15 protein-coding genes are annotated in these 16,319 nt (G+C 35.5%); 4 read left to right on the plus strand and 11 right to left on the minus strand.

Annotation, left to right across the window (positions count from 1 at the left end):
• Positions 1-7 precede the first annotated feature (7 nt).
• The 7 genes from ABWU86_RS02530 to ABWU86_RS02560 all read right to left on the minus strand — a co-directional run bounded on the left by ABWU86_RS02530 (position 8) and on the right by ABWU86_RS02560 (position 4,759).
• Positions 8-373 (minus strand): 3-hydroxyacyl-ACP dehydratase FabZ family protein, encoded by a 366-nt coding sequence (locus ABWU86_RS02530; protein WP_053950676.1) that lies wholly within the window; start codon positions 371-373, stop codon positions 8-10.
• A gap of 50 nt (positions 374-423) precedes the next feature.
• Positions 424-861 carry an acetyl-CoA carboxylase biotin carboxyl carrier protein gene (locus ABWU86_RS02535; RefSeq protein ID WP_353321239.1) on the minus strand — a complete coding sequence of 146 codons (438 nt, stop codon included), beginning with the start codon at positions 859-861 and terminating at the stop codon, positions 424-426.
• Positions 862-907: 46 nt separating this feature from the next.
• A complete protein-coding gene (gene fabG / locus ABWU86_RS02540; protein WP_293794557.1) occupies positions 908-1,648 on the minus strand; it encodes a 3-oxoacyl-ACP reductase FabG in 741 nt (246 codons plus the stop codon).
• A 2-nt stretch (positions 1,649-1,650) separates the two neighbouring features.
• Entirely contained in the window at positions 1,651-2,550 is a 900-nt protein-coding gene (fabD, locus tag ABWU86_RS02545) for an ACP S-malonyltransferase (RefSeq protein ID WP_353321241.1), read from the minus strand.
• Positions 2,551-2,584: 34 nt separating this feature from the next.
• Positions 2,585-2,827 (minus strand): acyl carrier protein, encoded by a 243-nt coding sequence (locus ABWU86_RS02550; protein ID WP_053950465.1) that lies wholly within the window; start codon positions 2,825-2,827, stop codon positions 2,585-2,587.
• Between the two features lie 37 nt (positions 2,828-2,864).
• A complete protein-coding gene (locus ABWU86_RS02555; RefSeq protein ID WP_353321243.1) occupies positions 2,865-3,836 on the minus strand; it encodes a beta-ketoacyl-ACP synthase III in 972 nt (323 codons plus the stop codon).
• A gap of 266 nt (positions 3,837-4,102) precedes the next feature.
• The gene (locus ABWU86_RS02560; RefSeq protein ID WP_353321245.1) at positions 4,103-4,759 is read right to left on the minus strand and encodes an NAD(P)H-dependent oxidoreductase; all 657 of its coding nucleotides are present in this window, start codon (positions 4,757-4,759) and stop codon (positions 4,103-4,105) included.
• A 166-nt stretch (positions 4,760-4,925) separates the two neighbouring features.
• Between ABWU86_RS02560 and ABWU86_RS02565 the strand changes: the two genes are divergently transcribed.
• From ABWU86_RS02565 to ABWU86_RS02580, 4 genes are all read left to right on the plus strand, one after another.
• The gene (locus tag ABWU86_RS02565) at positions 4,926-6,659 is read left to right on the plus strand and encodes a phospho-sugar mutase (protein WP_293794275.1); all 1,734 of its coding nucleotides are present in this window, start codon (positions 4,926-4,928) and stop codon (positions 6,657-6,659) included.
• A 95-nt stretch (positions 6,660-6,754) separates the two neighbouring features.
• Entirely contained in the window at positions 6,755-7,555 is an 801-nt protein-coding gene (locus ABWU86_RS02570) for a methylenetetrahydrofolate reductase (protein WP_293794278.1), read from the plus strand.
• A gap of 17 nt (positions 7,556-7,572) precedes the next feature.
• Positions 7,573-8,784 carry a DUF2075 domain-containing protein gene (locus ABWU86_RS02575; protein ID WP_293794280.1) on the plus strand — a complete coding sequence of 404 codons (1,212 nt, stop codon included), beginning with the start codon at positions 7,573-7,575 and terminating at the stop codon, positions 8,782-8,784.
• 84 nt (positions 8,785-8,868) lie between these two features.
• Positions 8,869-10,674: a M3 family oligoendopeptidase gene (locus ABWU86_RS02580; protein WP_353321248.1), complete on the plus strand. Its 1,806-nt coding sequence runs from the start codon at positions 8,869-8,871 to the stop codon at positions 10,672-10,674.
• Positions 10,675-10,710: 36 nt separating this feature from the next.
• Here ABWU86_RS02580 and ABWU86_RS02585 read toward each other — a convergent pair whose 3' ends face one another.
• The 4 genes from ABWU86_RS02585 to ABWU86_RS02600 form a co-directional block, all read right to left on the minus strand.
• Positions 10,711-11,736 carry a C39 family peptidase gene (locus ABWU86_RS02585; RefSeq protein WP_353321250.1) on the minus strand — a complete coding sequence of 342 codons (1,026 nt, stop codon included), beginning with the start codon at positions 11,734-11,736 and terminating at the stop codon, positions 10,711-10,713.
• 170 nt (positions 11,737-11,906) lie between these two features.
• Entirely contained in the window at positions 11,907-13,529 is a 1,623-nt protein-coding gene (locus ABWU86_RS02590) for an ABC-F family ATP-binding cassette domain-containing protein (protein WP_353321252.1), read from the minus strand.
• Positions 13,530-13,676: 147 nt separating this feature from the next.
• On the minus strand, positions 13,677-14,303 hold the full coding sequence (locus tag ABWU86_RS02595; protein ID WP_293794284.1) for an SDR family oxidoreductase: 627 nt from the start codon (positions 14,301-14,303) through the stop codon (positions 13,677-13,679).
• Between the two features lie 756 nt (positions 14,304-15,059).
• Entirely contained in the window at positions 15,060-16,310 is a 1,251-nt protein-coding gene (locus ABWU86_RS02600; RefSeq protein WP_293794285.1) for an MFS transporter, read from the minus strand.
• Between the last annotated feature and the right edge of the window lie 9 nt (positions 16,311-16,319).

The raw sequence follows: 16,319 nt of genomic DNA on the forward strand, positions 1-16,319 counted from the left end.
TATGAACTTATTCAATTGCAAAGATTAAAGTACCTTCACAAATTACTTCGCCATCACGTGTAACTGTTCCATGACCTTCACCAATGTTTCTCTTTAGTTTTGTCATTTCAACAGCTAATTCCAACTTGTCGCCGGGTCTAAAGCTGTCTTTGTATGTTGCTTCTTTGATACCACCAAAGAAAACATTTTTACCTTTGTATTCAGGCATTGAAAGCAATGCACAAACTCCAGTTTGTGCAAGCATTTCCATTGCGATAGGTCTTGGCATTCCGAATTCTAGATGTTGTTTTGAGAAGAACCATTCGTTAACTGTTAAAAGCTTTTCAGCCTTAGCACCAACTCCCGGATTAACTTCAACAATTTTATCTAGCATTTGGAATGGGAATCTTTGAGGAATGAAATCTTGTACATTATAGTCCAAAATTAATCCTCCTCAATTTCAAAAATTGGTTGATCATATTCAACCATGTCACCATTTTCAGCAACTTTTTTAGTGATAGTTCCAGAAACTGGACTTTTCACTTCGTTAATAACCTTCATAGCTTCAATCACACAAACTACATCGCCCTTTTTAACGTGGTCTCCAACTTTTTTAAAGACTGGTTTTTCAGGACTTGGTGCAAAGTAAACAATCCCAACAAGTGGAGCTTTAATCTTTGAACCTGCAGCAGTAACTGGAGCTTGTGTTCCATCAGTTGATGGAGCTGCTGATACTGGTGCAGCAGCGGGAGCAGCGGCAACAGCAGGATGTTCTAACTTAGAAAAGTATAAGTCAGTACCATCGTCAGCAGTGATTTTAAATTCTTTCATACTGGACTTATCAAACTTGTCCATTAAATTTTCAATGTCTTTTTGTTCCATGATTTATTATCTCCTGTTAATTAAGAATGTTCTTACTTAACTTTGATTACATAGTTAATCCACCGTCAACGGTGATTACTTGTCCATTCATGTATTCGTTCTTGATTAAGAATTCAACAACTTGCGCAACTTCGTCTGGAGTACCAAAACGTTTTGCAGGGATTTTTTCTTCCCAATCAGCAATGTAGCTGTCGCCTAACTTAGCAGTCATGGCAGTCTTAATCATACCTGGAGCAACCGCGTTACAACGGATTCCACGTAGAGCACCTTCTTGGGCTGTAGTCTTAGTTAAACCAACGATACCAGCTTTAGTTGATGAGTAGTTGGCTTGACCTAGGTTACCGTGAAGACCGGCAATACTTGAAAGGTTGATGATACAACCCTTACGAGCTTTTTGCATTTTCTTCATAGCAAATTTAGTCATGTTGAAGACACCGAATAAGTTAGTGTCTAGAACTTGCTTAAATGAGTCACCCTTCATTCTAGTTAATAGAGTATCTTGAGTGATACCAGCATTGTTAACTAACACATCAATCTTACCGTGTTTTTCAATAACGCTGTTAATCATTGCTTCAGCATCTTCTTCTGAAGCAACGTCTCCAACAAGCACTTCGATTTCTTTATCGAAGTTAGCTTCGAAGGCCTTTAGTTCTTCGTCACTTAATTGTCTGTGTGAGTTGGCAATTACGATGTTGTTTTCATCTTTAGCTAGACGAACAGCGTCAGCTAAACCCAATCCCTTGGTAGCACCAGTGATTAGAATTACTTGTTTTTCGTTATTTTCCATTATTATTCTCCTAACTTATCTAATAAGGCATCTAGAGTTTCGACGCTTTCTACATTGTATGTATCAGCCTTTAGTGTCTTTTTAGCAAGTTTACTTAGCGTATTTCCTGGACCAATTTCGATAAAAGCGTCGATGTTTTTGTCTTCTAGAGAAGCAACATCTTGCATAAAGTGTGTTGGATTGATTAGTTGGTTAACTAAAGTTTCCTTAATAGTGTCCAAAGCAAATGGTTTTACAGTAGTGTTACTGATAACATCAATTTCTGGTTCACTAAATTCAACACTTTCAAGACGTTTAGCTAATTGATCTGATGCCGGTTGCATCAATGGAGTATGTGAAGCCACTGCAACTTGTAGTGGAACTACACGTTTAGCACCCTTTTCAGTAAGTACTTCCATTGCTTTGGCAACCCCTTCCTTAGTACCACCAATAACAACTTGAGACTTGTTATTGTAGTTTGCGGGGTATACATCATCAATTTCATCACAAACGCTCTTCACAAAATCAGGGCTAAGACCCAATACAGCAGCCATAGAACCTGGATTTTGCTTACCTGCTTCATCCATGTAATGTGAGCGATCGTGTACTAGCTTTAGCCCTGATTGAAAAGATAGTGCTTTAGCAGCAACTAAAGCACTATATTCACCTAAACTCAATCCCATCATTGCAACGGGCTTAGCTATTTTATCTTCTAAAATACGATGAATAGCTACACTCATCGTTAAAATAGCAATTTGAGTATTATTAGGATTATCAAAAATTTCCGGATCAGCTAAGTTTAAATTCAATGTTTCTGAGGCCTCGTCAATTGTACGTTTGTACACAGGGTTTGCTTTATACAAATCCTGTCCCATTTCCTTAAATTGACTACCTTGGCCACTAAATAGATAACAAATATTCAAACTTAAACACTCCTAATTATTAACTAATTAAATATTAGTCTTCAACTTGGTTTGCAACGTAGTCAACAAGTTGTTGTACAGTTGCGATGTCGTTGTCAGTATCGATTTCGATGTCATATTCATCTTCTAGAGCATCGATGATTTCAAATAAGTCTAAACTGTCAAGGTCTAGTTCGTCCTTGAAGTTAGTTTCCATCTTGATGTCTTCAGCCTTAACGTCTGATTGATCTACAACGATTTCTTTTACCTTGTCAAAAATTGCGTTCTTGTCTGCCATAATATAATTCACTCCATAAATAAAATAATATAAAAAATTAATACCTTAAAATAATAGTTCCAGTGGTTAGGCCACCACCAAAACCTGAAAGGGCGATAATATCTCCCTTAGCTATTAAACCATTTTCCATCATTTCTGACAACAAAATTGGTTCGCTGGCTGCAGATGTGTTTCCATAAAGATTGATGTTAACAGGGAACTTATCGGCATTTTCGCCTAATTTGCGGGCTACAGATTTAATAATTCGTGCGTTCGCTTGATGTAACACAAAGTGATTTATGTCACTTAACTCGATTCCTGCTTGTTTTGCAGCTTCACGGATTGATGTGGGAACATTCTTAGTTGCGAAGTTAAATACTTCTCTCCCCTTCATATGGAGAAATTCGTCTGTATCATCATCGCTTTTTCCAAATGTACCACTACCTGTTAAATGACCTGCAAGTAGTGCCTTGTCTTCATCAGCATAGTTCTTTAAGTTGCTGGATAGCACTTCACCATCGCCTTGGTTTGAAACTAGCATTCCACCAGCTCCATCCCCAAATAAGACGGCGGTAGTTCTATCTTCCCAGTTAAGCAGGTTACTCATCTTTTCTGAACCAATTACCATCCCTAAAGCATTAGGCTTTAAGTTTAATAATGCGTTCATTGTATGAGTAGCATAAACAAATCCAGAACATGCAGCACTGATATCAAAAGCAACAGCATTCTTAGCTCCAATGATTCCTTGGACTGCGGCTGCAGTTGATGGCATTTGATAATCAGCAGACATTGTTGCGACGATAATGAAATCAATATCATCAGCATCAATATCGGCGTTCTTTAGTAATTGAGAAGCAACCTCAGCGCTTAAAGAAGTATTGGTTTCCTTTACAGCGATTCGGCGTTGTTTAATTCCTGTACGCTTACTGATCCATTCATCAGAAGTGTCCATGATCTTTGCCAAATCGTCATTGGTAACTATCTTTTCAGGAACGGCTTTAGCAGTAGCTAAAATTGAAAAACTGTTCATGATATCTCCTCTAAACCAATTTGGGTTATCTTTTTTGATAGTACTTGTTAATACCACTTATTAATTCTTAATTAATTTAGACTTTTTTTCAACTGCTATCAGTCATTTCAAAAATCTAATAATATAAAAAAATCGATTATAGCAACGTTTTAACAATGATTTTTAGGTGGAAATTAATAAGTTACTCATCATTTATTATGTAACGCTTATTAATTCGTATCTACCTTATTTAAATAAAAAGCCATCCTTTATGGATGGACTTTCTACTATTTAATTACACGATAAACTTCTTCCATTGGTTGGCGACGCTTAGGAGTAATATCTTGATCACGGTAACCGAAACCAGCCATTACAGACACTCCCCAATCTTTGGTATCTAAAATACCTTTTTCTGCAAGAATAGTTTCAATTTTTTCACGGTTGAAACCTTCTACTGCACAACTATCGATATCTAATTCGGCAGCTGCAGTCATCATGTTAGCAAGTGCAATATAAGTTTGTTTACATGCCCAATCAAATTTGGAACGATCATCTGTTAGTTTGAAATCATTTTGTTGGAAATCAGTGAATTTTTTTGAAAATGCTGAATCCGCTGAATATTCATGACCTGCCACATCTTCAGTAATATGTTGAATATATGGATGAGTAGCTGTGATTCCTTTTTTTGCCAAAATAATCATAAAGTGGCTAGCACCATTTAGACTGTTTTGACCACCCCAAGCATAATCATAAATTTCTTTCTTTAAATCATCACTTTGGATATCTAGAAATTGCCAAGGTGAAAAGCCAAAAGCACTAGGTGAAAGACGACCCACTTCTAGAATCGTGTCCCAGTCTTTTTCGCTAATTTGTTTATTAGCATCAAACTTCTTAGTCGCATAACGACGGTGCGCAGTTTGAATAATTTCTTCATTCTTATCCATAATAAATCCTCCTTACTTATTATTTAAAAGTAACTTACCACATTTTCCAAAGCAATGACAATTAATAAGCTTTATTTAAGCTCTCTCTTCTATTATAAATTGACTATCAATACAGCATTAACTATACTTAGAAACTGTAATGAAATAAGTTTATTGGAGACTTTATATGAACGCACAAGAATTATACAAAACTTGGGCTAACCAACCCAATTTAAACGAATCTGTAAAACATGATTTAAATACCATTAAAAATAATCCAAACGAAATCAACGATGCTTTTGGCACTAACATGTCATTTGGAACCGCTGGTATGCGTGGTTTAATCGGTGCCGGAATTAACCGTATGAACATCTACACCGTTAGACAAGCTACTGAAGGTCTTGCTTCATACATGGATACATTAAGTGATGAAGAAAAGAAACGCGGTGTGGCAATCAGTTTTGATTCTCGTTACCATTCAGAAGAATTCGCCTACGAAGCTGCTCGTGTTTTAGGACAACATAACATTAAATCATTTGTCTTTGATGATATCCGCCCTACTCCAGAACTATCATTTGCAATTAGACACTTACATACTTTTGCGGGTGTTATGATTACAGCTAGCCATAATCCAATGCAATACAATGGATACAAAATTTATGGTGAAGACGGTGGTCAAATGCCACCAAAGGCTTCAGATATGATTACTAGTTTTGTTCGCCAAGCCGAAGATGTATTCGCAATCGAGGTTGCCGACGTCAAAGAATTAAGAAACCAAAAGCTACTATCTGTTATTGGTGAAGATGTTGACGCTTCATACTTGGAAAATGTAAAAAATGTTAACGTTAACCACCAATTAATCCAAGAAGTTGGTAAAGACCTAAAATTCGTCTACACCCCGCTTCACGGAACTGGAAAAATCATTTGCCGTCGTGCTTTGGATAATGTTGGTTTTAAAAACTATTCATTAGTAAAGGAACAAGCAATCGCTGATCCAGAATTCCCAACTGTTGATTTCCCTAATCCAGAATTCGCTTCAGCCTTCAATCTAGCAATTCAATTAGGGAATCAAGAGGAAGCTGATGTCTTAATCGCAACTGACCCCGATGCTGATAGACTAGGTGCTGCCGTTCGTCAACCAGATGGTAATTATGAATTAATGACTGGTAATCAAATCGCATCAGTATTATTGGATTACATTTTAACTGCTAAACAAGACGCTAATGATTTACCCGAAAACGGTGCTGTGGTTAAATCAATCGTTTCAACTGAATTAGCTACTAAGATTGCTAACCATTACGGTGTTGAAATGCAAAACGTCTTAACTGGATTTAAATATATCGCTGAAAAGATTAAGGATTTTGAAGAAACTAACGAAAAAACTTTCTTATTTGGTTTTGAAGAAAGTTTTGGTTACTTAATCAAACCATTCGTACGTGATAAGGATGCTATTCAATCAACTGTCCTACTTGCTGAAGTAGCTGCTTACTACAAACAAAAAGGTCAAACCTTGTATGATGGACTTCAATCAATTTACCAACTTTATGGTTATCATGAAGAAAAGACCATTTCAAAATCATTTGAAGGTATTGAAGGTAAGGCTAAGATGGACAACATCATGAACGAATTGAGAGCAAATCCATTAACTGAATTCAACGGTCAAAGAGTAGAATCACTAGAAGATTTCAATAAATCAACTAAAACTAACAATGATGGTAACATTGAAAAAATCAAACTACCTCAAGCCAATGTTTTGAAATACTGGTTGGCTGACGGTACTTGGTTTGCTATCCGTCCTTCCGGAACAGAACCTAAAATCAAGTTCTACCTTGGAACTGTCGATGATAGTCAAGAGGCTGTTAACAACAAGCTTGAAAGCTACGTTAATGCAGTTGATACATTAATTGAACAATTAGTTTAAATATGAAAGTGTTATTAGCAAACGTTAATAACGCTTTTTTATATTTCATGTTAGAATGATAGTATTAAACTTATAAACTTTGAAAGGACGCTTCTATGAGAGATCAAACATTTTCAGTTGAAATCGAAGCCAACTCGCATGATCTTATTCAGATGAAACACTACATTAACAAGTGGAAACCTGACTTTGTATCCATCAGTAACTTAAGTCGCTACTCATACGAAGAAATGCTAAAATGTGCTAAGTACATTCAACGGGATTTGGGTGTTCCAGTAGTCCTTCACTTAACAGGACTATCGCACACGAAAGAAGAAATCAAAAAAGCCTACAACGAATTGCGTGAGTTAAATATCAAGAACTTATTATTAGTTCGTGGAAATCTCCATCATAACATGAAAGTTAAAGATGACTTTAGATTTGCCAGTGACTTAATCAAATATGTAAAACAACTCAACGAAGATGGCAGAACCAATATTGTTGCTGCTTGTTATCCGGACGTCCATTTTTTTGCCGAGTCACTAAAAGACGATGTTTTTTACCTCAAGCAAAAAGTCGACACTGGTGTTGACAGTCTTATTTCTTTAATGTGCTTTGATAATTATAAAATCTACAATTTCTTAAGGGAAGCTCACAAAAACAATATTGATATTCCAATAAGAATTGGAATCATGCCCATTACAGATTCATTTAAAAAACACTACTTACTACACAATGAAATTGAAGCGCCTGCATTTCTTGATAAAACCGAAGATATGTTAACGGATGGAATCGAATATGCAATTAATCAAATAAATGATTTATATAAAAATAATGTCAATGGAATCCATTTGTACACCCAAAACGATTGGGAAGTTTCAGATCGAATTTACACAGAAATAAAACATAATTTTGAATAAAAAAGGAGTCTTTGACAATGGCAAACAGCAACGCTGCCGATGACAAATTAGCTCCCAGCACACAATTGACCGCAGAGCAAGCAGAATTAGTTGAACGCATCAAACAATTCTCAATCAATCACATTAGTGATGATAAGCATGCGGTCTTTACTATTTATGGTGATGCTGGAACTGGTAAATCAGTAATTTTAAGTAAACTATTTTATGATATTCAACAACTAGCTCATGATAACCAAAGTCCGCTTTACAAAAGTCATAACTACTTCTTGGTTAACCATCCAGAAATTTTGAAGGTCTACAAAAAGATGGCTGGAAGTCAAAAGAATGTGTTGAAGAAAAACTTCAATCGTCCGACTTCATTTATCAACCAAAACGATAAGACCCACGAACCAGTTGATATTACAATCATTGATGAAGCCCACTTATTACTATCTCGTGGCGACCATTATAATAATTTCTACTATGATAACCAGTTAAGTGAAATCATCAAAAGATCACAAATCACAATTTTAGTATTCGACCATCGCCAAGTGCTTCGCACTAAATCATTCTGGAATCTAGAAAGATTGCATCATGTCATTGATCCATATACTAACGATGAGTATCACTTAACTCATCAGTTTAGAATGACCGCAAGCGATAGCTTGGTTCAATGGATTAACCGCTTTACTGACGGAAACCTAACCCCTCTTCCTAAGGACGCAAAGAATGATTACGACTTTAGAATTTTTGATAATGCTGAAGAGATGCGTAAGTTAATTGTCAAAAAGAATAACGAGGTCGGTCTATCACGAATTGTTTCCACTTCCGGCTATCCCTCAACTTTAGATGGTGGCAAACACTATGTCTTGGAACCAGATTTCAAAATGCCTTGGGATCAATATAACTATACGCAAACGCCATGGGCAGAAATTCCGGAAACAATTAACGAGGTTGGTTCAATGTTCACATGCCAAGGTTTTGATTTAAACTATGTTGGTGTTATCCTCGGTCCCATCATCCATGCTGACGGTGACCAAATCAAAGTCGACTTAGGCAAATTTACCGATGTTGAATCACTCAAAAAACGTGCTGATATCACTGATATTAATGAATTCAATCAAATCAAACAGGAGCTGGTATTAAATTCCGCAAACGTTTTATTAAAACGTGGTGTGAAAGGATTATATATTTTCGCATCCAACAAAAACTTACGTGACAAGCTTTTAAAAGATTATAACCAATTATAAAAACCGATAAAATGAGAATTTTATCGGTTTTTTATTAATTAACTGGTATAATTATCCACAACCATATTTTTAGGGGGATTACTCATGAAATATTCTTTAAATTGGGATTTAGATTCAATTTTCCCAGGCGGATTACACGGAAAAGTGTTAACTAACAAGTTGCAAGTAATCGCAGATTCAATTAACACCTTCCGCGATGCCATCAACGATTACCATTTCGTTGATGATGACGAACACTTTAGTCGTTTTACAGAATTAACTGACTTCATTCAAAAAATTCAAGCTGGAATCGTTCAAACCGGTATGTACATTAACGGTAAACATTCTGAAGATGTTAATAACGAAGAAGTAACTCCTTTGATTGATAAAATCCAATCATTAGACGTTAAAGCAGCTCAAATCAGTCAATTACTACAAAAGAAGTTAGCATCATTATCTGATGACGCTTTTGAAAAGTTAATTGCAGAACCATCACTACATAAGATTGTTTTTTCTTTGAAAGAACAACGTCACTTTGGTCAAGAACTATTAGATGACAACGAAGAAGCCATTATTGCTGAAATGAATTTAGAAGGTCTAAGTGCCTGGTCAAACCATTACAGTACCTTAGTTTCTTCAGTTCAAGTTGATTTCAAAGATAACGACGGTACTCCTAAGACTCTATCAGCCGGTCAAGCTGATAACGAAATCTTAGGTAATGCCGATCCTAAATATCGTGCTGAATTAATGCCTAAGTGGGAAGAAGCTTGGGGCGATAAGCAAAACCTATTCGCTGATACTTTAAACCACGTTTCAGGAAGTCGTCTATTAGACTATCGTTTCCATGGTACTGAAGATTTCTTGAAGTACCCACTTGAATTAAACCGTATGTCACAAAAGACATTGGATACTATGTGGAAAGTCGTTGACGCCAACAAGAATGTGTTAATCGATTTCTTAAATCGCAAGGCCCAATTAATTGGTAAAGAACAAATCGGTTGGGAAGATGTTGCTGCTCCAATTAACATTGGTGACGGTGAAGTCAAGACCTTCACATACGATGAAGCTGCTGAATTTATCATTAAACAATTCAATAGTTTCTCACCTAAGATGGCTCAATTAGCACAACGTGCCTTTGAAAACCAATGGATTGAAGCCGAAAACCGTCCTGGCAAGGAGCCCGGTGGTTACATGGAAAGTCTTCCAGAAACTGGTGAATCAAGAATCTTCTTAACTTTCACAGGCTCACCTAACGATGCATCAACAATTGCGCACGAATTGGGTCATGCTTTCCATAGCAGTGTGATGAACGAACTACCATACTTCCGTCAAGATTACGCAATGAACGTTGCGGAAACAGCATCCACTTTCGGTGAACTAATCGTTTCTGACGCCAACGTTAAAGAAGCACAATCTGACGAAGAAAAGATTAACCTATTAAACGCGAAGATGGATAATCCAGTTGCGATGTTCTTAAACATCCACGCTCGTTTTATTTTTGAAAAGAAATTCTACGAAAAACGTAAGGATGGCGTGCTAACTGCCAGCGAAATCAACGACTTAATGTTAGCTGCACAAAAAGAAGCATACGATAACTCACTATCAACTTACTCAACTCACTTCTGGGAAAGCAAGATGCATTTTTACTTTGATGATGTGCCATTCTACAACTTCCCATACACATTCGGTTACCTATTCAGTTTAGGAATTTATGCCAAAGCTCAAGAAAGTGAAAACTTTGAAGAACAATACATCGCATTACTTCAAGACACTGCCAACATGTCAACTGAAGAACTAGCGATGAAACACTTAGGTGTTGATTTAACTAAACCTGACTTCTGGGAAGATGGCGTTAAATTAATCCAAAAAGATGTCGACGAATTCATTCGTTTAACAGAAAAACACGTATAAAAAAAGAGCATCCTATGGATGCTCTTTTAATTTATCCTAGTGAACTAGAACTGCCTTACGACCTTCTTGGTTGTATAGCTTCATAAATTGACTAGTTGAAACCCAAAATACTGGGTTGTTCTTGTTTGATTTCATTTGTGATTCCCATGATGATGGATCTGCCATCTTGAAGTAACCACGTTTGTAACCAACAACTACTAGTGTATGACCAGTAGCTTTTCTCATTCTGTAACCAGTAGCAGCAATCACAGCATTACCATGTTGTACTTCGTAAATAATCTTTGATTTAGAAGCACCGGTAATGTTATAGACGCTTTTTCTGAATTGACGACCGAATTTAGCTAATGCCTTAGGGTAAATAGTCCAATCTTGGTTAGTGTTGTTAACCGCGTATGGGTTACCAACAAATCCCTTGTTTTGGTCATATTTAGCACGAGGCATTCTCTTTAAAAAGTAGTTTAAACCATGGTTCAAACCAACACTCTTAGTTGATAGTGCCATCTTTAGTGCTGTAGCTTCACAACCATTTGGTGCATCAAATGGGAAGTGTTGACTAGTGTAAACAAATGGTAATTCGTATACGTTAGTAGTACTTAGGTAAGTATCGTTGATCCAACCTAAAGTCTTACCTTGGTAAATTACTTGGTAGTAAGTTCTTTCAGAAGAAGTTGCTACCTTGTTTAATTGTACTAGTTGACCTTTTAAGTTAATGGTCTTTACTAACTTAGTTCCACGATTATATGGACCAGCAAAAACCTTTACATTATCAGCGTTAATGATTCGCGCATTTTCAGTTTTAGCAGTTTTGATTGTAAAATCAACATGATCTACAAATTCGTTCTCAGTATCTGTTGTGTTTGAACCATTATTTGTAGTTGTATTGGTACCAGTACCTTCTTGATTAGTAGCTGTACTTGATTGACTAGAACTATTTGCACTAGTTTCAGTCGCTTGTTGACTACTGGATTCGTCAGCTGCATGAGCAGTTGCATTACCATTAATTGTTAGTGCAGCAACTCCCAAAAACATTACCAATCCCAATGATGATAATATTTTCTTCATAATTTCCACTCCATCCATAAAAAATTTAATATATTTTATGTTTCTAATATAATACAAATAAAAACCGAATAATATTATTATGCACTCTTGTAAGAAAATCTTAACATTTTGGTAATATTTTTGACACGAGACTAAAAAAAGACACAGTCATGAAAACTGTGTCTTTCTTTTTAGTAAAGTTCTTCAACTTGTTTTTGAACATCTGGATGATTAACAAAATCATCGTAGCGGGTGTCGGCTCTTTGAACCATCCCTTTATCAGATACTTCAATAATATGATCCGCAATAGTTTGCACAAATTCTCTATCATGAGAAGTGAAGATGATTGAACCGTCAAATGGAATTAAACTATCATTCAATGCAGTAATTGATTCCATGTCCAAATGGTTAGTTGGGTCATCTAAAATCAATACATTTCCTTTTTGCAGCATCATCTTAGATAACATACAACGAACCTTTTCTCCCCCTGACAATACCTTGATTTGCTTTTGGATATTGTCTCCGGAGAATAGCATTCTTCCTAAGAAACTACGTAGGAATGGATCATCACTTTCTTCTTTCGATGCATATTGTCTTAACCAATCAATGATGCTTAATGAATCGTCATCGAAATCAGAGTTGATGTTCTTTGGCATGTAAGTAACTTTGGTAGTTTGACCCCAAACAACTTCACCTTCATCAGGTGCCATCTTACCAGCTAATATTTGCATCAAAGTAGTAGTAGCTAAATCGTTTCTACTAATGATGGCAGTCTTTTCACCCGGTCTTAATGTAAATGTGATGTTATCCAAAATTTTCTTACCATCAATCGTCTTAGAAACGTTCTTAACTGAAACTAAATCGTTTCCTAAATCACGTTCTTTTTCAAACTTAATGAATGGGTACTTACGTGAAGATGGTTGAATATCATCTAATGTAATCTTGTCTAATTGTTTCTTTCTAGAAGTCGCTTGTTTTGACTTAGAAGCGTTCGCAGAGAATCGAGCGATAAATTCTTTCAATTCTTTGATTTGGTCTTCTTTCTTAGCGTTAGCATCCTGACGTAACTTAGCTGCTAATTGGCTTGATTTCAACCAGAAGTCGTAGTTACCAACGTATAGTGAAATCTTCTTGAAGTCAACGTCACACATCATAGTACATACTTGGTTTAAGAAGTATCTATCATGAGAAACAACAATCGCGATGTTTTCGTAATCAGCTAAAAATTCTTGTAGCCATTCAACGGTATGGTTGTCCAAACCGTTGGTAGGTTCATCAAGCAATAGAATATCTGGATTACCAAATAGTGCTTGGGCTAATAAGACCTTCACCTTTTGACCTTCAGTTAGTTCACTCATCTTTTCATTGTGTAGAGATTCATCAATTCCTACATTTTGTAGTAATTGTGAAGCATCTGCTTCGGCGTTCCATCCGTCCATTTCGGCGAATTCACCTTCTAATTCAGCAGCTTTTACTCCATCTTCATCAGAAAAGTCTTCTTTAGCGTATAAAGCGTCTTTTTCTTTCATGATTTTGTATAACTTTTCGTGTCCTTGAATCACAGTGTCTAAAACTTCAAATTCTTCAAAGCCATAGTGATCTTGGTTCAAACTAGAAATTCGTTCATTCTTACCGATTGAGATACTACCTGTGGTGGGTTCAATCTTTCCTTCTAGCATTTTTAGAAAAGTTGATTTACCAGCACCATTGGCCCCGATAACCCCGTAACAGTTACCTGGTGTGAATTTAAGGTTTACATCTTCGTATAACTTTTTACCAGAAAAATGTAATCCCATATTAGTGACAGTTATCATTTCATACCTCCATCTAATCAATTTAATTAAAAACAGCCCTTGGTTCTCAATCGAATCAAGAGCTGCTTTATTTTATTGATTCTTTTAATAACTCAAATAACAATATCACATGAAGTCAGTTCCGACAAGCTAATTTATACAATCAAGCTATTTTGAAGTGATTTCTAAAATTTGGTGAATTGTTTGGTCATTGTGAATTGCATCGACTACGAATTGAGCAACATCTAATCTTGCGATACTCATCCCTGCTTCACGCTCTTCAACAACTTGGACTTGATCAGTTTGGTCGTCAAAAGTCAGTGCAGATGGTCTAACAATTGTGTAGTCTAGACCACTATTGCGTAAATGAACATCGGCATAATGTTTAGCAATGTAGTATGCATGTAGTCCTGAATCCGCCCAGAAACTACGATCATCCGCACCCATTGCACTAATCATTAGGTAACGTTTTACTCCTGATTGCTTAGCAGCTAACATTGATTTAATCGCACCATCTAAATCAATAATCATGGTTTGATCATCACCAGTCGCACCACCAGAACCAGCAGAGAAGATGATTTGTTCAACTTGATTATCTTGATATAGCTTAGCCATATCTTCAATCGTGCCGTTTAAATCGAATTCAATTGGTTGAACGTTTTCAAATTCAGCATATTCGCCAAATTGCTTTTCGCTTCGAACCCCTGCTAAGACTTGGTCGCCTGCTTGTCCTAGTTTTTCTACAATATGAATTCCCACATTACCATGGGCTCCAATTACTAAAATTTTTGCCATTATAAAACTCTCCTTTTGCTTACTTATTGTTAGCATTCTATCAAGAATGGATTTGATTTGAAAGTATCTTGAATCGTCAACTAAATTCGATGTAAAATTATGCAATAATAAGTTTTTTGGTATAATTTGTTGAAATAATTAAAAAAAGGAATATAATACGTTTAACGATTAAGCATTCTGTCACGTGACTTATCAAGTCTTATTCGTTAAATCCAAAAAGTAAGGAGATTATCGCATGAAACTATTTTATATTTGGATTAATAATGAATTGTCTAATGTTTCTGTAATCTCGAATTTTATTGCTGATTCAAAGAAGGTTATTAGTAAATAATCCATAAACAATCGCATTATGATAAAGAGATCACTTTTTAGACAACTTAGGAATAAAAAAACAATTATCGAAAGATTTTTGTTTGATGGTTAACAACAAGATCTTTCCTAATTGTCAAGAAAGGAGATCGCGCTATGCCAATTAACGTAGGAAAATAAGCTCAAGAAGCATAGTCAAATAGACACCGTTTTTTGAGGTAAAATAAAAATAAAAAAAGATGACCTGAACTCCTAAAGTTCAATGATGGTCATGCGATTTTATGGGAGGAATTAATCCGGTATTCAACCGGTAACATTTCTCCCATTTTTTGTATTAATCGAATATGAAGAAGCAAGTTGATCAAACTTTATAATAAATAAAAAAGATAGAGATTATCTCACCAGAGAGATAATCTCTATCTTTAATGTTAGTAATTTTTCTCTTAATTAATTGCTTTTTTTAACCTTATAATTAATAAAAACAATGTATGCCAATAGAACCAGCATGTATATTGCCATTAATTCTAAACTAAGAGTAACTGTCCATATATTCGCAACACTCATGAATATTAGTTGGCCTATCGGTAGTGTGAATGTCATAGTAGTTGAGATAAGTCCCAGAGAAAGTGCAATATTATCTGTTATATCTTGATTCATAATCCATGCATTTAGTTTTGGCCCAGCCTTTCCTTGTAAAAATCCAGCTAAAAATAGTAAAACTAAAAATACATATGTTGATAAAAACAATTCAGCTACGACAACACCTAATAACAAAATGAATGTCTGTAAACCAACTAAATTTAGAAAAGAAATCTTTTTAAACACAGATAGTGGGAAAAGAGCTCCCAGAACCTCAGCAACTGAAAATACTACTCCGACAAGAGCAATCGTAAAACCAAAAGAACTAATTTGTTGTTGTTGATAATTTGCAAAATATAAGGAGAATACATTTTCTAATGCAGACCCTACGATCCCCGCGACGGCATAAACCGAAATATAACATCCCAATAATGGAATGGAAAAAATCGTTTTTAAAGCTCCTAAAAAAGTAGTATTAGATGATTTCTTATCTTCAGTAATAGGATTCTTTGTTGACCCAGTATGTCTAGAAGATTCACTTAAGTTGCCCAATAATAAGGCACTAATACCAAAAATGAGTGCATTAAGTAATGCAAAATATTCATATTTGTAATTGATTAATACTAAAATACTAGGACCAATTAGTTGAGATACCATTGATAATGTTGAAATACTTCCGGAACTCCAAGAAATTATTTGTTCCCTATCATTATCGTCAACTACCTCTATTTCTTTTTCGTATAGAAGTCCTCCAGCGTAACTACCACTTACTTTGGAAAATGAAATTATTACTAAAATGAAAATCACCGAATAAATAGATAAACTTTTTGCAAATAATGCTATCAATACATATATAAACATCTGTACACATCTAATTATTCTCGACATTCTGATCTTTTTGCTAGTTTTGTCTGCGTAATATCCAGTTAAAAAATTTAATACAGAAGGAATAATATTTACGAAAGAAGCGGCAGTGATTAACCATCCTCTTTCTGATCCAGTAAAGTTATCAGCAATCATCATTAATAGTACTATTCCAAAAAGACTACTCCCAATACTTTGTAATGCACCAGATAAGAATAACCATTTAAATTGACTATGCCAGTATTTTTTTATCATTTATCTAAC

Origin of the sequence: Apilactobacillus pseudapinorum (genome assembly GCF_040369555.1) — a bacterium.
Classification (GTDB): domain Bacteria; phylum Bacillota; class Bacilli; order Lactobacillales; family Lactobacillaceae; genus Apilactobacillus.